Source organism: Flavobacterium sp. CFS9 (genome assembly GCF_041154745.1).
Taxonomy (GTDB): domain Bacteria; phylum Bacteroidota; class Bacteroidia; order Flavobacteriales; family Flavobacteriaceae; genus Flavobacterium.
This window is the reverse complement of sequence record NZ_AP031573.1, coordinates 1,008,794-1,028,825: the sequence shown is the minus strand read 5'-3', so window position 1 is coordinate 1,028,825 and position 20,032 is coordinate 1,008,794. Positions and strand designations below refer to the sequence as shown.

Annotated in this window: 17 protein-coding genes; 10 read left to right on the top strand and 7 right to left on the bottom strand. The window is 35.4% G+C overall.

Annotated features, from left to right (window positions below; translation table 11 throughout):
- The first annotated feature begins 93 nt into the window (after nt 1-93).
- From ACAM30_RS04455 to ACAM30_RS04415, 9 genes are all read left to right on the top strand, one after another.
- Nucleotides 94-1,578, top strand: coding sequence for an SGNH/GDSL hydrolase family protein (locus ACAM30_RS04455; protein ID WP_369617413.1), 1,485 nt, complete (start codon nt 94-96; stop codon nt 1,576-1,578).
- 82 nt (nt 1,579-1,660) lie between these two features.
- Nucleotides 1,661-2,992, top strand: coding sequence for a GDSL-type esterase/lipase family protein (locus ACAM30_RS04450; protein WP_369617412.1), 1,332 nt, complete (start codon nt 1,661-1,663; stop codon nt 2,990-2,992).
- Nucleotide 2,993: 1 nt separating this feature from the next.
- Nucleotides 2,994-4,679, top strand: a complete 1,686-nt coding sequence (locus ACAM30_RS04445) for an MBOAT family protein (RefSeq protein ID WP_369617411.1) — start codon at nt 2,994-2,996, stop codon at nt 4,677-4,679.
- Between the two features lie 346 nt (nt 4,680-5,025).
- The gene (ffh, locus tag ACAM30_RS04440; protein ID WP_369617410.1) at nt 5,026-6,378 is read left to right on the top strand and encodes a signal recognition particle protein; all 1,353 of its coding nucleotides are present in this window, start codon (nt 5,026-5,028) and stop codon (nt 6,376-6,378) included.
- 132 nt (nt 6,379-6,510) lie between these two features.
- Nucleotides 6,511-7,395 (top strand): bifunctional 5,10-methylenetetrahydrofolate dehydrogenase/5,10-methenyltetrahydrofolate cyclohydrolase, encoded by an 885-nt coding sequence (locus ACAM30_RS04435; protein ID WP_369617409.1) that lies wholly within the window; start codon nt 6,511-6,513, stop codon nt 7,393-7,395.
- A 240-nt stretch (nt 7,396-7,635) separates the two neighbouring features.
- Nucleotides 7,636-8,253, top strand: a complete 618-nt coding sequence (locus ACAM30_RS04430; RefSeq protein WP_369617408.1) for a hypothetical protein — start codon at nt 7,636-7,638, stop codon at nt 8,251-8,253.
- A gap of 8 nt (nt 8,254-8,261) precedes the next feature.
- Nucleotides 8,262-8,552 (top strand): transcriptional regulator, encoded by a 291-nt coding sequence (locus ACAM30_RS04425; protein WP_017494879.1) that lies wholly within the window; start codon nt 8,262-8,264, stop codon nt 8,550-8,552.
- 122 nt (nt 8,553-8,674) lie between these two features.
- Nucleotides 8,675-10,060, top strand: a complete 1,386-nt coding sequence (locus ACAM30_RS04420) for a DUF4173 domain-containing protein (RefSeq protein ID WP_369617407.1) — start codon at nt 8,675-8,677, stop codon at nt 10,058-10,060.
- 208 nt (nt 10,061-10,268) lie between these two features.
- On the top strand, nt 10,269-11,195 hold the full coding sequence (locus ACAM30_RS04415) for a magnesium transporter CorA family protein (protein WP_369617406.1): 927 nt from the start codon (nt 10,269-10,271) through the stop codon (nt 11,193-11,195).
- A 73-nt stretch (nt 11,196-11,268) separates the two neighbouring features.
- Here ACAM30_RS04415 and rluF read toward each other — a convergent pair whose 3' ends face one another.
- The 5 genes from rluF to ACAM30_RS04390 all read right to left on the bottom strand — a co-directional run bounded on the left by rluF (nt 11,269) and on the right by ACAM30_RS04390 (nt 15,586).
- A complete protein-coding gene (rluF, locus tag ACAM30_RS04410) occupies nt 11,269-12,081 on the bottom strand; it encodes a 23S rRNA pseudouridine(2604) synthase RluF (RefSeq protein ID WP_369617405.1) in 813 nt (270 codons plus the stop codon).
- Between the two features lie 150 nt (nt 12,082-12,231).
- Nucleotides 12,232-12,579: an antibiotic biosynthesis monooxygenase gene (locus tag ACAM30_RS04405; protein ID WP_369617404.1), complete on the bottom strand. Its 348-nt coding sequence runs from the start codon at nt 12,577-12,579 to the stop codon at nt 12,232-12,234.
- A gap of 85 nt (nt 12,580-12,664) precedes the next feature.
- Nucleotides 12,665-13,516: an alpha/beta fold hydrolase gene (locus tag ACAM30_RS04400; RefSeq protein ID WP_369617403.1), complete on the bottom strand. Its 852-nt coding sequence runs from the start codon at nt 13,514-13,516 to the stop codon at nt 12,665-12,667.
- A 192-nt stretch (nt 13,517-13,708) separates the two neighbouring features.
- On the bottom strand, nt 13,709-14,488 hold the full coding sequence (locus tag ACAM30_RS04395) for a zinc ribbon domain-containing protein (RefSeq protein ID WP_369617402.1): 780 nt from the start codon (nt 14,486-14,488) through the stop codon (nt 13,709-13,711).
- Nucleotides 14,489-14,491: 3 nt separating this feature from the next.
- Nucleotides 14,492-15,586 (bottom strand): Nif3-like dinuclear metal center hexameric protein, encoded by a 1,095-nt coding sequence (locus ACAM30_RS04390; RefSeq protein ID WP_369617401.1) that lies wholly within the window; start codon nt 15,584-15,586, stop codon nt 14,492-14,494.
- Nucleotides 15,587-15,670: 84 nt separating this feature from the next.
- Here ACAM30_RS04390 and lpxK point away from each other — a divergent pair, with 84 nt between their 5' ends.
- A complete protein-coding gene (gene lpxK, locus ACAM30_RS04385) occupies nt 15,671-16,693 on the top strand; it encodes a tetraacyldisaccharide 4'-kinase (RefSeq protein WP_369617400.1) in 1,023 nt (340 codons plus the stop codon).
- Between the two features lie 22 nt (nt 16,694-16,715).
- On the opposite strand, the gene ACAM30_RS04380 is transcribed toward lpxK, so the two are convergent.
- Together ACAM30_RS04380 and gap are read right to left on the bottom strand one after the other, a co-directional pair.
- Nucleotides 16,716-18,884, bottom strand: a complete 2,169-nt coding sequence (locus ACAM30_RS04380; protein WP_369617399.1) for an ATP-binding protein — start codon at nt 18,882-18,884, stop codon at nt 16,716-16,718.
- Nucleotides 18,885-18,910: 26 nt separating this feature from the next.
- The gene (gap, locus tag ACAM30_RS04375) at nt 18,911-19,909 is read right to left on the bottom strand and encodes a type I glyceraldehyde-3-phosphate dehydrogenase (RefSeq protein WP_369617398.1); all 999 of its coding nucleotides are present in this window, start codon (nt 19,907-19,909) and stop codon (nt 18,911-18,913) included.
- Nucleotides 19,910-20,032: the final 123 nt, after the last annotated feature.

The window sequence follows — 20,032 nt, the reverse complement described above, 5'->3', positions numbered from 1 at the left end:
ATTCTATCTTTGCCCGTACTTTTTTATAAGGAATTAACAGGAATTTTGAAATGAAATTTTTAGTGAATCCTTTCTTCAAAATTATTATTACGAGTGAATACAAAATCTTATTTCTTTCAGTCTTTTGCCATTGTGGCGCTGGCATTTATAGCTTTCATCGGGTTTAAGCAAATCTTACCGGACAAGATCTTTTCGGATAGTAAAGTAGATTCTAAAAATGTACTAATCGATAGTCTGCTTTTAGAGTCAGTTGCAAATGATTCTCTGGGACAGGATGGAGACAGTCTGACCGAAGAGGAGAAAAATGAAATGAGAGAGAAGATTGTTTTCGATGCTTCGGAAGGAATCGAATTTCCGTCTGAAACTTTCGATAACTACAAAGGATACCAATACCTGATTTCTTTTTACGAAAAATTATACCAGCTGGAGAATAATCCGCAAGCCAAAGTGAGAATTGCCTATTATGGAGATTCCATGACCGATGGTGATTTAATTGTACAGGATGTTCGCGCCAATTACCAGGAACGTTTTGGCGGAAGCGGAGTTGGTTTTGTGTCGATCAATTCAGAATCTGCGGCATCACGTGGTTCGGTAAAATCTTCGGCTTCCAAAAACTGGAAAATGCAATCGTATCTGAACGTGAAACATCCAACAAGTCCATTTGGTGTAAACGGGCACGTGTTTTTTGCCAATGATAAATCAAATACTACCTGGGTTCAGTACGAAGCAGGTTTAAACAAACACGCAACAACTTTAGATAGTCCGACTTTATATTACGGCAGAGGATCTAAAAAAGGAAATGTGAATTTCATTATTGGAAAAGATACCTTGCGAAAAAGCCTTGTGCCGAATAATTTGATTAATACTTTAAAAGTAACTTCGGGAAGTATAAAAGGATTCAAAGCCAATTTTATTCATGCCGATTCCATTCCAATCTATGGATTTAATTTTGATAGCGGAAACGGGGTTCATGTAGACAACTTCTCGCAAAGAGGGAACTCAGGTTTGCCGATTTCTACCTTTAATGCGAATGTAATGCAAGGGTTTAATAACAGTTTAAAATACGATTTGGTTATTCTGCATTACGGAACCAACGTTTTAAATTACGGAACCAAAAATTATTCCTGGTACCAAAGAGGTATGACCAAAGCGGTGAATAAAATTAAAGAATCTTTTCCGGGAGTTTCGATCCTGATCATTTCGACAGCCGATAAATCAACCAAATACGATTTAGAAATGAAAACTGATTCAGCCGTTGTTCCTTTAATGAGAGCGCAAAAAAGATATGCTCTTGAAACCGAATCGGGATTTGTGAATTTATACACCTTAATGGGAGGCGACGGATCAATGGTGAAATGGGTAGACGAATCTCCGGCCAGAGCCAATAAAGATTATACACACTTTAACCAGCGTGGGGCAAAAGCTATTGGTAAATTAGTATACGATCAATTGAACAAAGGTTACGAGCAATATAAAGTATTAAGAGTAAACAGAGAGGCTGATGCCAACAAACGGAAAGCAGCCAGGAAGACTAATACAGATTCCGTAGCGGTAAAAACAGATAGCGTAAATGAATAGATTAATTATCTTCTTTTGTTGTCTTTTTTTCTCAACAAACGATAAAACACCAAAGACAGATTCAATTCCAATTACAAAAAATATGATGCATAAAGCCGATACAGCCACTGTTGATTCTTTTTCAGGAGACAGGATTTATAACGCAGAAGTCTTAGTGCCGTTTTTTTTGAAATTGAAGTCGAACGAAAGTCAAAATAGTCAAAAAATCAATATGGTACATGTGGGAGATTCTCATATTCAGAGTGATTTAATGACTAATGAAATTAGAAAAAAACTACAGCAAAAGTTTGGTAATGGCGGCCGCGGGTTGGTTTTTCCGTATCAGCTGGCCAAAACAAACGGTTCTTATAACGAGCGGTTTCGTTCCAACAGAGGCTGGGAAAGTTATCGCAACATTCATCCTGTCAAAAATGTTCCTGTTGGTTTAAGCGGAATTGCACTTTGGAGAGACAATGGCGGATTTGCGGTTGAATTGAATGTTAAAGATGCGGCGTATAATTTCAATACCATCAAAATTATTACGCCTCAGAATCAGAACATGTTTGATTTGGCGATATCTTCTCAAACCAAAACGATTCAGTCGACAGAGCGAAAAGTAATCACACACAAGATCAAAAAAGGAGAAGCGATTTCTACAATTGCTGACAAATACGATGTTTCGGTAGCCGATATTAGAAAAGACAATCATCTGAAATCAAATAATATTCGGGCGGGAAGAACATTGAAAATCCGAACAAACGAAACTAAGCCCAGAAACATTACAAGTTCAGAATTTGTTCCTTTAAATCTCGAATCGGATGCGTTTACCCATTATTTCAATTCCGAAAAAACATTGAGCCGTATTTTTCTACTTCCAAATAAAGAAGCTTCAAAGTACGAATTGAGCGGAATCGTTTTAGAAAGAGATACACCGGGTTTACTTTACAGCAGTATTGGAGTAAATGGAGCCAAGTTTTCAGATTATAATAAATATCCTTTATTTTTTGAACAGTTAAAAGCATTGCATAGCGATCTTATAGTTCTTTCTTTAGGAACAAACGAAAGCTACGATCATATGGAAGCTTCCGCTTATATAAAGGAGTTGCGTGATTTTATAAAAAATGTAAAAGAACACAATAGTAAGGTTTCTATCCTTGTGATGACTCCGCCTCCTTCGTTACTCAAAGCAAGAAGACCTAATGTTTATATCCGCGATTACGCAAAAAGTATTATGGAAATAGCCAAAACAGATGGATTTGCAGTTTGGGATTTATACGATGAACTGGGAGGGATGGAAGGAATCCGTGGTTTAAAGTCCTCGGGATTAATAGGTCCGGATTGGGTTCATTATTCTAAAAAAGGATATGAAAAACAAGGAAATTTGTTTGCGGAAGCATTTTTAAAAGCATACGATAATTTTAAATTAAAGAATTAAGTTGATTACAATAGATAGCATAAATAATTGGTTCATTCAGAATTTTGGCGCGATTACTCCGGAGCAGGTTCAAAGCTGGTTTATATACAATCCTGAAGAAAAATTACTGTTTAATACCGGTTTGTTCCTCGGATTATTTCTGGTTTTTTATTTTGTGTATGCTTTTTTACGCAAAACATTTTATTTGAGATTAACATACGTGATCCTCTTTTCACTTTTCTTTTATTACAAGTCAAGTGGAATTTACTTTTTACTCTTGTTACTTTCGTCTGTTGTTGATTATGGCCTGAGTCAGATTATTTACAGAGAAGCAAAAGACAGTGTAAAGAAAATTTATTTAGTGATCAGTGTAATTCTGAATCTGGGATTGTTGGGGTATTTCAAATACATGAATTTCATGATTGTGACCTTTAACGATATGTTTCATGGGAATTACGAACTGCACGATATTTTTCTGCCGGTTGGAATCTCATTTTACACCTTCCAGTCGATGAGTTATATTATCGAAATCTATCGTGAAGAAATTAAACCAACCAAGAATTACATCGAATATTTGTTCTTCGTTTCGTTTTTCCCGCAGTTGGTGGCAGGACCAATCGTTAGAGCAAAGGATTTTTTACCTCAGATCTATCAAAAATTAAACCTGACCAGAGAAGATGTAAACAACGCTTTGTTTTTGATTATTGGCGGATTGATTAAGAAAACGGTAATTTCAAATTACATCTCTATAAACTTCGTCGATCGTGTTTTTGACACCCCGATGAATTATACTTCGTTCGAAAATTTAATGGCGTCTTACGGATATGCCATTCAGATTTACTGCGACTTCTCAGGATATTCGGATATGGCAATCGGGATCGCTTTGCTGTTAGGATTCAAACTTCCGGCCAACTTTAGAACACCTTATAAGTCAACTTCCATAACCGATTTCTGGAGAAGATGGCATATTTCACTATCCACATGGCTGAAAGACTTTTTGTATATCTCGATCGGTGGAAATCGTGAAGGAACATTTGCAGGGTTTTTATTCCCGAGTTTATTCTTCTTCGGATTATTGCTTTGGGGAATTTCAAACATAAATGAGAGTTTCATTCCACTAGGGATCGCAATTGGGGCATTGGTGCTTTTCTGCCTGACTTTTTTACTTTCCAAAAAGAGAAACCAAACACTGGTGACCAATTTCAATTTGTTTACCACGATGCTTTTAGGAGGATTGTGGCACGGAGCCGGAGCGCAGTTTATTGTTTGGGGAGCCTTACACGGATTGGCATTAGCTGTTCATAAAATTTTCATGGAATTCTTCCCTCCTAAAAAAGAAGGCAAAGGTTCCGGATTTTTATGGAAATTCTTTTCAATCGTCATTACGTTCCACTTTGTTGTTTTCTGTTGGATATTTTTCCGTGCCAGAGATTTTGAAACAGCCTTGCAGGTTATCAATAATATTGGTCAGTTAACTTTTGAGCCGGAACATTGGCAGGCAATCATAATAGGGTACAAAAATGTATTTTTATTGATGCTTTTCGGATACGTTTGGCATGTCTTACCGGAAGCTATTACTTCCAAAATGAAATTAGTTTTTGATAAAACACCTTTGATCGGAAAAGCAATTATTCTCGGATTTACGTATTGGATTGTCTATGCAACAGCAGTGGCGGGATCACAGCCGTTTATTTACTTCCAGTTTTAGATTTTTGAGGTTCAAAGAGGCAAAGTTACAAAGGCGCAAAGGTTTTATTCTTTGCGCCTTTTTTTTATAATAAAACAAGGTCTTAAGTTTTGCACGCAGATTAGGCGGATTTTTTTGCTTGGCCAAAAGATAGATTCGCCAAATCTGCTAAATCTGCGTGAAACAAAATACTTTTAATCTGTGGCTTCAATTTTTTTCTTTGCGATTTTTTGAACAAAATAAACATAGCGTACTTTGCGTAATACTTTGTGCACTTTGCGGTAAAATCAAAATTAAATGTGGTTAAATAAAAATTGCCTGAAATGCCTAATTAGATTATCTTTGCACTTCAAATAAAGAAAAAAGTATGTTTGATAATTTAAGTGATAAGTTAGATAAAGCCTTCCATATATTAAAAGGACACGGTAAAATTACAGAAGTAAACGTTGCCGATACTTTAAAAGAAGTTCGTCGTGCTTTACTTGATGCCGATGTTAACTTTAAAATTGCTAAAGATTTTACCACTAAAGTAAAAGAAAAAGCAATTGGTCAGGACGTTTTAACAACGCTTCAACCGGGACAATTACTGGTGAAGTTAGTAAAAGACGAACTTACCGAATTGATGGGTGGTGATGTTGCCGGTGTTAATCTTTCCGGAAATCCTTCAGTTATTTTAATGTCAGGACTTCAGGGGTCAGGAAAAACAACCTTCTCTGGGAAGCTGGCTAATTTCTTAAAGACAAAGAAAAACAAAAAACCACTTTTAGTAGCGTGTGATATCTACCGTCCTGCGGCGATCAATCAGTTACATGTTGTGGGAGATCAAATAGGTGTTGAGGTTTACTCAGAGCCTGAAAATAAAAATCCTGTTGAAATTGCTCAAAACGCAATCAAACATGCAAAAGCAAATGGTTATAACGTAGTAATTGTCGATACGGCCGGTCGTTTAGCAGTAGATCAGGAAATGATGGACGAAATTGCTCGTGTTCATAAAGCAATTCAGCCTCAGGAAACGTTGTTCGTTGTAGATTCTATGACAGGACAGGATGCTGTAAATACAGCAAAAGCCTTCAATGACATCCTGAATTTTGATGGTGTTATTTTAACAAAATTAGATGGTGATACACGTGGTGGAGCTGCAATTTCGATTAAATCGGTTGTAAACAAACCAATCAAATTTGTGGGTACAGGTGAGAAGATGGAAGCAATTGATGTTTTCTATCCGGATCGTATGGCCGAACGTATCTTAGGTATGGGTGACGTTGTGTCGCTTGTAGAAAGAGCGCAGGAGCAGTTTGATGAAGAAGAAGCCAGAAAACTTCAAAAGAAAATTGCTAAAAACGAATTTGGTTTCGACGACTTCCTTACACAAATTCAGCAAGTAAAGAAAATGGGTAACATGAAAGACCTGGTTGGAATGATACCTGGTGCTTCAAAAGCCATGAAAGACGTAGAGATAGAAGATGATGCTTTTAAACATATTGAGGCGATCATCCACTCGATGACGCCGATAGAAAGAAGTAAGCCTTCCATAATCGACGTGAAAAGAAAAGCCAGAATCGCTAAAGGTTCCGGAACCAAAGTCGAGCAGGTAAATCAGTTAATGAAGCAGTTTGACCAAATGAGTAAGATGATGAAGATGATGCAGGGTCCGGGCGGAAAAAATCTGATGAAGATGATGGGCGGAATGAAAGGAATGCCAGGCGGAATGCCGAGATAAAAATAAAAGTTTAAGGTTTAAAGTTTCAAGCGATATGCTGGAATTTTAGACCTTAAATTTTTTAATTAAATTGATATAAGAGAAACTTAACTTCTCACTTTTAACTTAGAACATTTAACTTTAAACAAAACAATGCAACTACTAGACGGTAAAAAAACAGCTGAAGACATTAAAAACGAAATTGCAGCCGAAGTTCAATCGATAAAAGATGCCGGAGGAAAAGTACCTCATTTGGCAGCAGTAATCGTTGGGACTGATGGAGCAAGCTTAACTTACGTAGGGAGTAAAGTAAGATCTTGCCAGCAAATTGGCTTTGACTCGACTTTGGTGAGTTTACCTGAAACAATTACAGAAACAGAACTGCTGGCAAAAATTAAAGAACTGAACGAAGACGATAATCTGGACGGATTTATTGTGCAGTTGCCTTTGCCAAAACACATCAGCGAACAAAAGATTCTAATGGCTATTGATCCTGACAAAGATGTTGATGGATTTCATCCTGCGAATTTTGGAAAAATGGCTTTAGAGATGGACAGCTTTATTCCTGCAACACCATTTGGAATCATGCAGTTGTTAGAGCGTTACAATATTGAAACTGCAGGAAAACATACTGTTGTTATTGGCAGAAGTCATATCGTGGGCCGACCAATGAGTCTTTTAATGAGCCGTAAAGGAAATCCGGGAGATTCTACAGTAACTCTAACGCATAGCAGAACCCAAAATATCGAGGAGTATACCAGAAGTGCTGATATTATTATCACAGCATTGGGAGTGCCAAATTACTTAAAAGCAGACATGGTGAAAGATGGAGTAGTGGTAATTGATGTTGGAATTACAAGAGTTGAAGATGCTTCACACCCAAAAGGATATGTAATTACAGGAGACGTTGATTTTGACGGAGTAAGTAAAAAATCATCATTTATTACACCGGTTCCTGGTGGAGTAGGGCCAATGACCATTGCGATGCTGCTTAAGAATACACTTTTGGCACGTAAAATGCGAAGCGCCGGGAAGTAAAAATAAATAAGAGAAAGTTTAAATTCCAAGTTCCAAATTCCAAGATTCAAATTGGGATTTGGGATTTGGATTTTTTTTTGTTTCACGAAGATACAAAGAGTTTGCACAAAGCTTCACAGAGCAATACAAAGATCTTCTTGTATCTCTGCGTCATCTCCGTGCATCTCTGCGAAATTTTACTAAAAATTAGCTTGTCAATTCAAATTAATATTTAACTTTGTACTTCAAAGTACTTTAATTATGAATCAGAAGCACCAAGAAGATTTAGCTCATATTCGTTCCATGATGGAGCGTTCTTCAAGATTTATATCGTTAAGCGGACTCTCAGGGGTATTTGCGGGCCTTTCGGCTTTGATTGGAGGACTATATGTTTACCAATTGTTTAAAGCAAACGGTCTCGAGTATTTTGGTGGAGATTATGGACAACAATATTCTGCTAATTTAGTTTCAGAGTTAGTGTTGACAGGTTTAATTATTTTGGCGGTAGCTTTTACGTTTGGTTTACTTTTTACTGTTCGAAAAAGCAGAAAGTATGATTTACCGATTTGGACATCGGCAACTAAAAACATGCTTTTTAATTTAACCATTCCATTATTGGCCGGAGGTATATTTTGTCTGGCACTAATTTATCATGAAGTTTATGGTTTAATTGCGCCGGCTACCTTAATTTTTTATGGACTAGCTTTGATAAACGCTGAAAAGTATACCTATTCGGATATTAAATATTTAGGCTTTTGCGAGTTAGTTTTAGGGTTTATTTCTCTTTTTTTAATTGGATACGGTTTGATTTTTTGGATCATTGGATTTGGTATTTTGCATATCTTGTACGGATTAATAATGTTCAAAAAATATAAATAATCCATTCGATGGGAATTATTGATAAATTAAATAAAGATTTTGAAAGCCGTGTCAGATTGGGTATTATGTCCATTTTGATGGTCAACGAGTGGGTGGATTTTACTGAGATGAAAAATCTGTTGAATATTACAGACGGAAATCTGGCAAGTCATTCCTCGGCTCTTGAAAAAGCGGAGTATATTGAAGTAAAAAAAGAATTTGTAGGCAAGAAACCTAAAACATCTTACCAGGTAACTCCCAGAGGACGTGCGGCTTTTAAAGAACACCTTTCTTTTCTCGAAAAATTAATGAAATCGTAGTAACTATATTTTTTTGCTTAATAACTTTGAAATACAAAGTACTTTTAAAATTTAATAACAAAAAAAACGCCATTATAGAATGGCAACAATCTATTTAACTTCTAATAATAAATTCAACAACAATGAAAAAACACCAAGTTATCCCAGCCTGCAGTTTGATTTTTATCCTGCTTTTTTACCATGAATCAATGGGAGTGAACCTCGCCATTTTTGGACTATTGTTAGTCGGACTGATCTGTTATTTTTTTCAGGATAAGTTTACCGATCGATCTCATTTGATTTTGGTGGTTACCTCGGTTTTGTCGTGTATAGCTTTTGCCTGGTATGGAGATTTTCCTTCATTTTTGGCACTTTCCATGTCCATTTTGTTCTTGCATTTTAGAATACAGGACCCGGAACTAAAAATACTTCAGATTTTTCCGCTTGTGTTTTTAAACGCTTTCACCACGTTAGGACGTGTGTTTATGTTCAGCCAATGGCTTCCGGAAAGGAAAATTCATAACAATTTTGCCAAGAAACTAGTTGCATACGTTATTATCCCATTAATTTTCCTGGTGGTATTTTTTACAGCTTATTCCTTTGGAAGCGAACATTTCTCTTCTCTATTAACGGACTATACTTTAGATCTTGATATTTTTGAAGTACTTCTAATTGGGGTTTTAGGGTTTTACATTTCATTTAGTTTCTGGAATTATTGGGTTCCTGAGGTGTGTTATGAGAAAAATAAACTTCTAGACAATGAGTTTGATAATGTAACTGATATTAAAAATCAGAAGACATTTTCGTTTTTAGATCTGGATTTTGAAAGAAAAAGTGGGGAAATTACATTAGTCTTATTAAATTTCATGCTCTTGATTTTTATCATCACCTACAATTATGAACAATTTTTTGAAGCTGTCGAGGCTTCTAAACTCAGCTCAGCTACTCACGAAAGAGTGAATGCCGTAATCTTTTCAATTATTATGGCAGTTGGAGTGATTCTGTTTTATTTTAAAGGAGGATTTAATTTTGATAAAAAAGCAGCTCGTCTTAAAAAGTTGGCTAAGGTATGGATTGTTTTAAATGGTGTTTTAATCGTGAGTACGATTATTAAAAACTCGGAATATGTGTCGTTCTTCGGATTAACCTACAAAAGATTGGGGGTTTATGCTTTTCTAATTTTAGCGATAATTGGTTTGATTTTTACTTTCTTAAAAATTACCAGACAAAAAACAAATGCTTATCTGTTTAACCAAATGGTTTGGTGTTTTTATGCAGTGATACTCTTATGCAGCTTTGTAAATTGGGGAAATCTAATTACAAACTATAATGTGTCGGTAAATAAAGGAGTTGAGCCGAGATTTTTAAGCAGTTTGAATTTTAATGATGAAAGCCGTGATGCTTATTTTTCAACAATAAAAATTGATGGTGAAGGATATGGTAATTTGCAAGAAATTAATATAGAAGATCATAAGGCAGATACTTTTCTGTCGAAAGCACTTTATTACGAATTTGTAGGGAAAAAGTAATAAATATTTATAATAACCGTCCTATAGAATTTACATAGGACGGTTTTTTAATAATTAATTAGTAAATTAAAGTTTTTCGTTTTAAAAATAAAGGATACTTTTGCAGCACTAAAAAAAACTTCTCCAATGGACGATTATTATTCGTTAGTATTTAATTAAGCGGCTTTTGAATTTTCAAAATGCTGCGCTAAACACCTGCAATTTTGAAATGAAAGCCTTTTACAAAAACAACAACGGACTAATCGAGATACAAGAATGGACTCCAAACTGCTGGATCAGCATTGAATCTCCTTCAGAAACAGAAAAAAAATACTTACTGGAAGAACTTCAGATTCCTGAAGCCTTTTATAATGATATTGAGGATATTGACGAAAGACCCCGTATGGAGTCTGAAGACGGCTGGACTTTGTTTATCATGAGGGTTCCCATAAAAAGTAACGATGTTAAACTTCCTTTTCAAACCATTCCCTTAGGTCTGATTTTTAAAGATGATGTTTGCGTGACGATTAGTTTTTACGAAACTGAGATCATATCCGATTTTCTACAATACACAAGACGAAAAAATATAGTCATCAAAGATAATTTCGATTTAGTGATGAGATTGCTTCTATCGTCAAGTGTCTGGTATCTGAAATATTTAAAACAAATCAATCAAAAGATAAAACTGGCCGAAGACAACCTGGAGAAATCGATCAAGAACGAAGAACTACAGGCGCTTTTACAGATCGAAAAATGTCTGGTGTTTTTTATTACTTCCTTAAAAGGGAATGATGTTTTATTTCACAGAATCAAAAATCTAAAAGCTCAAAGAGAGCATTTTGATCCGGATTTGCTGGAAGATGTTGATATTGAGTTAAGTCAGGCACAGGATACGGCAAATATTTACAGCAATATCCTGACGGGTATGATGGATGCTTATGCTTCGGTAATTTCTAATAACATGAATAATATTATGAAGCAAATGACTTCTATTTCTATTATTTTGATGATTCCTACTTTAATTGCGAGTTTATATGGAATGAATGTACCGAATGGTCTGGAAGAAAGTAAATATGGTATCTGGATTCTTCTTTTAGTGTCAGTTATCCTATCATCATTCGGAGTGTTTTTGTTTAAAAGAAGAAGATGGTTTTGATAAAAAATACAATTTCTCACTCTAAAGAAAATCCCTTTCGTTTTGTCGAAAGGGATTTTTTTACGCGGATATTTTAATAGTCTCCTCTTTTCTTAAATCGGGGATCGTGTTTCGAAATAAATTCGGTTCTTCGCTTTGGAGCTTCCTCTTTTGGGAGACTGGCTTCCTCTGTTTTACTGGACGGTGCGATCAAATGATTTAATTCTTTAATTTCAGCATCCGTTAAATCACGATAACGCCCCACCGGAACATCGAGTGAAATATTGATGATTCGGATACGTTTTAAAGCAGTTACATCGTATCCTAAATATTCACACATTCTACGAATCTGACGGTTGAGACCTTGTGTCAGAATAATTTTGAAAGTGTATTTACTGATTTGTTCTACTTTACATTTTCGGGTAACCGTGTCCAAAATTGGAACACCATTTCCCATTCGCTGTATAAAACGATCTGTAATAGGTTTGTTAACCGTAACAGTATATTCTTTTTCGTGGTTGTTTCGTGCGCGTAGAATCTTGTTGACAATATCACCGTCATTAGTCATAAAAATCAATCCTTCACTTGCTTTGTCCAAACGCCCAATCGGGAAAATACGTTTAGGATAATTGATATAATCTACAATATTGTTTCGAACCTCGAGATTGGTTGTGCATTCAATCCCAACAGGTTTGTTGAATGCTAAATAAACCATTTTTTCTTTTTTCTCTACAATCAGCTTTCCGTCAATGCGTACTTCATCATCCGGTGAAACTTTTGTTCCCATTTCCGGTACAGCACCATTTATTGTTACGCGTCCTTCTTCAATAAGTTTATCGGCTTCACGACGAGAACAATATCCTGTTTCTCCTATAAATTTATTCAGACGTTTTAAATTCTCTTCCATAGTGCAAAAGTAGTCAAAATTTGGACTTCTTAGATTGTTGGATTATTAGATTATTAGAATGTTAGATTTTAACCTTAGAGCCTTAGAATCTCACTGTCTTAGTCGCTTAGGAAAAACTTTGAACCTTTGCTCCTCTGAACCTGTGCATCTTCATTTGTCATGAAAATCCGAACTGTCTTTAGGTGTTTCTTCGCGGTCAAACATTCCGTAATCCCGAACTACGGCGGCAATTCGTAAGTGATAATCTTTAAAAATTTCTTTGCGTCCCTTGGCTTGTGCGTGGCGATGCATTTCCAGATTTCTCCATTGCAGAATGCTTTCTTCGTCCTTCCAAAATGACAATGACAAAACTTTCTCGGGATCATTTAAACTCTGAAAACGTTCGATGGATATAAAACCTTCTATCTTGTCCAATTCAGGTCGTAAACTTGCGGCAATAGACAGATACTCTTCTTTTTTTCCTTCGTTTGGAATTACTTCAAAAATTACAGCGATCATTTTTTTGGATTTTTAGATTATTAGATGGTCAGATTTTTAGATTCTAGTTTTAGAGCCTTAGTACCTTAGAATCTTAGAACCTTTTTTAAGAAGCAAACAAAAAATCAATAATCTTTTGATACAATTCATCGTCATGCATTCCGTGACCTAAACCTTTAGTCTCAATAAACTGACTGTTTTTCCAGTTGCTGGCGATTTTTTTGCCTTCTTCAAAAGCAACAATTTTGTCTGAAGTGTCATGTACAATTAACCCCGAAACATTAAACTCCGAGGCAAATCGCTGTCCTGAAAAATCTTCCAGCTTAAAATTGAAACGATTCATAAATTTACTTTCCAAAAGTGAAAACATTTTGGTGTTCAGACTTAACATTGAGATATAATTGTCAATTAATGTTTTTAGGTCAGAGGGAGCTCCCAAAATGACCATTTTGTTGATGCTGGTGTTAGGAAACAAATACTGATGATAGACACATGCTGCGCCGCCTATGGAATGACCAATAATAATGGCAGGCTGGTATTTTTCGACCGCTTTATTGATAAATTCAGCATACAGAGGAACGTTAAATTCTTTACCGCTGCTTTGCCCGTGTGCCGGAGCATCAATTGCGATAATGGTACTGCCTGATTTTTGAAGGTGCGGCAAGGTTTTTTTCCAGCGGGAGGCATTGCTTTCCCAACCGTGAACAAGCAGTATTTTGGTTTCGTTACCTTTCCAGATATACGTTTGAAAATGATGTTCGTTATGATGGAAGACCTCTGTTTCTGTATTTCTTAATACTTTGGGCAGTGCTTCTTTCTTTAGTCTTCCAATTCTGGGCTGGCTAAAAAGTGCATAAGAAAGTTCCATCGCTTTTTGCGGACGAACATAGCTCAAAAAGTTAATATAAGATCCAACCGATTTTAAAGTGATAAAACGGATTCCTTTTTTAATTCCCAAAACAAATAATTTAATGATAAAAATAACATTCGGGAATCGATCTGAAAAAAAATCGCCACGAATTACACAAATTTAGCGCGAATTTTTATTCTTTACTGTATCAAAATAGAAATTAGCGAAATTTGTGTAATTCGTGGCGAAAAAAATATCGTTTAGATGCAAAAAAAGTCCCGATCAGATCGGGACAGTTATTTAGAATTTAGAGAACAATTGTTCCATTTTTTCTTTTTCTTCTTCAGCTAATGCGCTGTCAACTAAAATTCTTCCAGAGTGCTCATCAGTGATGATTTTCTTTCTTGAAGCAATTTCCACCTGGGTTTGTGGAGGAATTGTAAAGAATGATCCTGCTGAAGCTCCTCTTTCGATAGATACTACTGCTAAACCATTACGAACACTGCTTCTGATTCTGTTGTAAGCAGCTAATAAACGCTCTTCGATTTGTGAAGCATATTCAGCAGATTTCTCAGATAAGAAGATTTCTTCTTTTTGAGTTTCAGCCATAATCGCATCCAGTTCAGATTTTTTATGTTTTAAATGCGAACTTTTTGCGTCAAGTTTTTCTTTTAAATTAGAAATAACTTCTTTTTTATGTTCGATAGAAGCTTTCATTTCTTTGATTTGCTTTTCAGCCAATTGAATTTCTAATTCCTGAAATTCAACCTCTTTAGTCAAAGAATTAAATTCTCTGTTATTACGAACTGATTCTTGTTGTTTCGTGTATTTTTTAATCACTTCTTTGTGCTCATCAATGGCAATTTTCTTCCCTTTGATTTGCTCTTCAATCACTTCAAGTTCTCCTTTCAGTTTCTCTGAACGTGTGCTTAAACCAGCAACTTCATCTTCTAAATCTTCAACTTCTAAAGGAAGTTCTCCTCTTACGTTTCTGATTTCGTCAATTCGGGAGTCAATAAGCTGTAAATCATATATTGCTCTTAACTTGTCCTCAACACTTAATTCTTTCGTATTCGCCATATTCTATAAGTACTTAACTGGATTTGTATTTTCTTCTGATAAAATGATGGCAAAATTAAGGATTTTTTTTCGAAGATAATCAACAATATAGTTTTTTGTATATCGTTCGCTCTCAAAATGACCAATATCGGCTAAAAGAAGTCGGTTTTCTGCTTCGTAAAATTGGTGGTATTTTAAATCGGCAGTTAAAAAAGCATCTGCTCCCGCCTGAATAGCATTTTTTATGGCAAAACTTCCTGAGCCTCCTAAAACAGCGACTTTCTTTATTTTTTTTCCTAAAAAGGCAGAATGGCGAATTCCGTCTGCAATCATTTTGTCTTTAACGGAATGCAAAAAGTCTTTTTCATCCATTTCCGTTTCAAATTCGCCAATCATTCCCAAACCAATATTCTGATGAGAATTTTTCAGATCGTAAATTTCGTAAGCTACTTCTTCGTAAATATGACTGGCAAATAAAGCTTTTAGAACTTTAGACTGTAAATGTTTTTCAAATATAACTTCGATTTTGATTTCGGTTCCGGTATGTAGTTTTCCTCTTTCACCAATTACAGGATTACTGTTTTCATTTCCCTGAAAAGTAAAAAAGCCTTCGGTATTAAAACTGCAGTTGTCATAATTTCCAATCGTACCTGCGCCGGCCTGAAACATGGCATTGCGAACTTTTTCTGAATTATCAGGGGTAGTATAGGTAACCAACTTTTGAATGAAGCTTTGTTTTGGTATTAAAACTTTAGTATTGATTAAGCCTAAAGCATCGCAGAATATTTTATTAACTCCCTGAGAATGGTTGTCTAATGCAGTATGAACGGCATAAATAGCGATGTCGTTTTTGATCGCTTTTAAAATGGCACGCTCCACATAGTTTTTACCGGTTATTTTTTTTATCCCCGAGAATAAAATAGGATGAAAGCAAACTACCAGATTACAGTTTTTGGCAATCGCTTCTTCAATTACAGTTTCTAATGCATCGTGGCAAACCAAAACTCCGGTACTTTCTGTCTCGGTATCACCCACTAAGAGCCCGACATTGTCAAAATCTTCGGCATAAGCCAAAGGAGCCATTTCTTCAAGAACAGCTAATATTTCTTTGATTTTCATTTTTTAGTTTTATTTCAGGTTTTAAGTCCTGTCTTGTGGTGTAAACTTGAAACAAATTAACGAAAAATATTATACTTTCGTAGAATGAATGTACTTAGAAAAATACTTTTTCCGTTTGCGATTTTATACGGATGTGTCACTGCAGTGAGAAATTTTCTTTTCGATAAGGGAATTCTGAAATCAACTTCATTTGATGTGCCGGTTATTGCGGTTGGAAATCTTAGTGTTGGCGGAACAGGTAAAACGCCACAAATAGAATATCTTATCCGATTGTTATCTCAGAAATATAAAGTTGCTACTTTAAGCAGGGGGTACAAAAGAAAATCAGAAGGGTATGTATTAGCGAGTGACAATTCTAATGCCGAAATTTTAGGCGATGAACCGTTTCAGTTTTATCAAAAGTTTCCCAATATTCAGGTGGCTGTTGATGCGAACAGAAGAAACGGAATTACACAATTGCTTTCGCAAAAAGAAAAACCCGAAGTGATTTTGTTAGATGATGCCTACCAGCACCGAAAAGTGAGAGCCGGATTTTATATTCTGCTTAGTTCTTATGATGATTTGTATGCGGATGATTTTATGCTGCCTACCGGAAATCTGCGTGAGAGCCGAAGCGGAGCAAATCGTGCAAACATTGTAATTATAACAAAATGTCCAAAAGAACTGTCTGAGGGAAGGCAGGAAGAAATTAGGTCGAAATTGAAGTTAAAGAGCTCTCAGCAGCTGTATTTTACTTTTATTGACTATGATGATTTTATTTATAGTGAAAAAGAGCAGCTTGCGGTAAAAGATATTAAATCAGAATCAAAATTACTTTTAGCCGGTATCGCAAAACCCACACCATTTTTTGATTACTTGAAAAATGAAAAAGATGACTGTTTGACTTTTCCCGATCACCATCATTTTTCCGATGCAGATGTGTTCAATATTCTGGACAAAGCCGGTAATAGAAAAATCATTACTACAGAAAAAGACTATGTTCGATTAAAAGATTCTAAATTGATTTCACAATTGTACTATCTGCCGATAAAAAGTACATTCATCAATAGCAGTCAAAATTTTGACACTGCAATTCTGCAGTACCTACAAAAAAACTTAGAACCTTAGCGTCTTAGCATCTCTTAGAGCCTTAGAAAAATCGAGCTATAATACTGTAGAATTCGTCCGGAACAAATGGTTTTGTAATCACATCGTTCATTCCGTAAGACAACAGCATGTCTCTGTTTTCGTCTAGTGAAATAGCTGTAAGAGCAATAATCGGAGTGGTTTTGTCAAATTCTCTTATAAGTTTTGTAGCCGTTGTTCCGTTGATTCCCGGTAAATGGACATCCATGAGGATCATGTCAAAACGTTTTACTTTTAAAAGCTCAACTGCATCTTCACCATTGTCGATGATTTCGCAGCTGATGTTTTTATTTTCAAGCATTTTTCGAGTAATCATTTGATTGATTTTGTTGTCCTCAATCAACAGAATTGATTTGTTGTTTAATTGTACGTCGCTGTATGGCTTTATTTCTTCAATCGTTTTCAATTGTTCTTTATTGATCTTAAAATTTAGTTTGAATGTAAAAGTTGAACCCTTTCCAACTTCGCTTTTTAGTCTGATTTCTCCACCCAGAAGCTCAATTAGTTTTTTGACAATCGTAAGTCCAAGGCCGGTTCCGCCATATTTTCTGTTTACTTCTATAGATCCCTGTGAAAAACTTTCAAAAACAGTCTGAAGCTTATCTTCCGGGATGCCAATTCCGGTGTCTACAATCTCGAAGTAAATGGTTGTGTTGTCTTCTCCCAGTTCGTATAATTTTGCAATTACATTGACATGTCCGTTTTGAGTAAATTTTAAAGCGTTGTTGATTAAATTCAGGATGATTTGGGACAGTTTTGTAGGGTCACCAATTATATTATCCGGAATAGCTTCGTCTATTTCAAGGTTAAAGTAGTTTTTGTTGGCGGTAGCCAATTCTTTTAAAGAACTCTGAATGTTAAAAAGAAGTTCTTTCAGGTTAAAGCTTATGTTTTCTATTTCGACCTTTGTCGAATCAATTTTATTAATTTCCAGAATCTCGTTGATAAAAGTAGTCAGGTAATTTCCTGAGAATTTCAAAGACTCTAAATATTTTAATTGTTTTTTCTTAGGATTGTCTTCCAGTAACAAATGAGTAATTCCGTTAATGGCATTTAAGGGAGTCCGCAGTTCATGACTTACGGTTGACAAAAACTCAGATCGGGCTTTAGATGCCTTTTCAGCTTTATTTTTGGCGAGAATGAGTTCTTTGTTTTTCTCTCTTAATAGTAGATTATTCTGATTTCGGATAATGTTGTTTTTGTACAATGCTAAACTCAAAAGAGATAAAATGGAGATAAGGGCAATGGCCAGAATACTTACCAGTTTAGAATATCGGTAGGTTTTTAACTGAATTTTCTCTTCACTTTCCTTTTTAATACTGGCTTTTAAGGATTCGTTCTTCTTGAATTTTTCGAATTCATCGTGATCCGTTTGAGTATTTTTTAGCTTTAAGATGTAATTTTCCAGCTGATAATGTTCTTCCAGGTACGAGTAAGCAAGATCAAATTTTTTATTTTGTCTGTAATACTGACTGATTGCCAGAACAATTTTTGATTTTTGGACGAGATTATTTGTTTTGGCATTATAATTTAAAGCCTTTTCAAAATAACCTATAGCCGAATCATTTCGTTTCAGCTGTGTCTCGATTAAGCCTAGTTGATAATACGAATCGGTTTTGGTTTTTATGATTTCAGTATTGTCCGGCCGTTGTGTTATTTTGTAAAAAGTTTCAGCGGCTAAAGGCAGGTTTTTAGCGGTTTTTAAAGCTATTGCTTTTTGATAGCTTAGTATTTCGGCATGATCCTTAATCTTTAACTGATTTAAAAGCTCTTCCGCTTTTCTGTAGTAGATTGCTGCAGTTTTGTAATCGCTTTTTGTAGTATTGGTTAAACCAATATAGTGCAATGCCAAAACTTTTGTGCAGGTTGGCTTTGTGTTTTCAAATAAAGCAACACTTTTGTGGAAGTTTTTTAGAGCTTCTGCGTAATTTTTCTGATGATAATAAATTTTTCCCAGCTTAAAAGTCTGATTGGCCAGGTTTTCTAATTTATTGTTCGCCTCGCAAAATTCAATTGACTTTTCGGTGTAATAAATTGCCTTTTCGTATTTTTTATTGTTGAGATTGGTGTCCGTTAATCTGTTATAATAGGAAATGCTATCCGTACTCTTTTTAGATTGAGAGTACAAAAACGAATTTAATAGACAAACAACAATAAAAAGATAATGTTTCATGTATGGCAATGCTTTTACAATGAATCTTAGGTTTTTCTTATTAGTAAAATTAAATCGATCAATCTTGATGAGTATCCAATTTCGTTATCGTACCAACCCACAACCTTTACCATTTTGTCAATAACCGAAGTTAATTGAGCATCAAACAAACACGAATGTGTGTTGCCAATTACATCAACAGAAACAATTGGATCTTCTGTGTAATCCAGTATTCCTTTTAAATTTGTTTTTGAGGATTCTTCAAATGCTTTATTTATTTCTTCAATCGTAACAGCACGTTTTACATTAAACGTTATGTCTGTTAATGAACCATCGGGAACAGGAACACGAATTCCACATCCTCCAATTTTATGATGCAAGTTAGGGAAAATTTTTGTTAATGCCTTAGCTGCACCTGTAGTTGTTGGAACAATTGACTGGCTTGCGCCTCTCGCACGACGTAAGTCCTTATGTGGCTGGTCATGAAGACTTTGGTCAGTGGTGTAAGAGTGTATAGTTGTGATGTAAGCCTGCTCAATTCCACACAATTCATCGATGATTTTTATCATCGGAGCCGCATTGTTTGTCGTACAGCTTGCATTCGAAACAATGTTTTCGCTTCCGTCAAGAATACCTTCGTTAACTCCTAGAACTACTGTTTTGATGGTGTCAACTTCTGATGGAGCAGAAAGGATTACCTTTTTTGCTCCGGCTTCGATATGGGCGTTTAGTTCTTCGTATGTTTTAAACTTTCCTGTTGATTCAATTACAAAATCGATCTTATGGCTTTTCCAATCCAGATTAGAAATACTTTTTTCATGAAAAAAGAAAAAATGTTTCCCGTCAACAATGATTCCTTCCTCGTCATGACTGACTTTAAAAGGTAAGACTCCGTGAATACTGTCGTATTTTATCAAATGCGACATGGTTTTGTTGTCAGCAATGTCATTAATGGCAATTACTTCAATGTCAGGATGGTTTAAAAGTAAGCGAAATAAATTTCGGCCTATTCTTCCAAAACCATTTATAGCAATTCTTGTTTTCAAGCTTTTCGATTGTTTGTTAAATCGTTTATTCGTTTAGTTGTTTAATCGCATCTGCCAATAAACATTTAGTGGTCAAACGATTTTCTCGATTAAACAAATAGAACGGTTAAACAGTTAAACCTT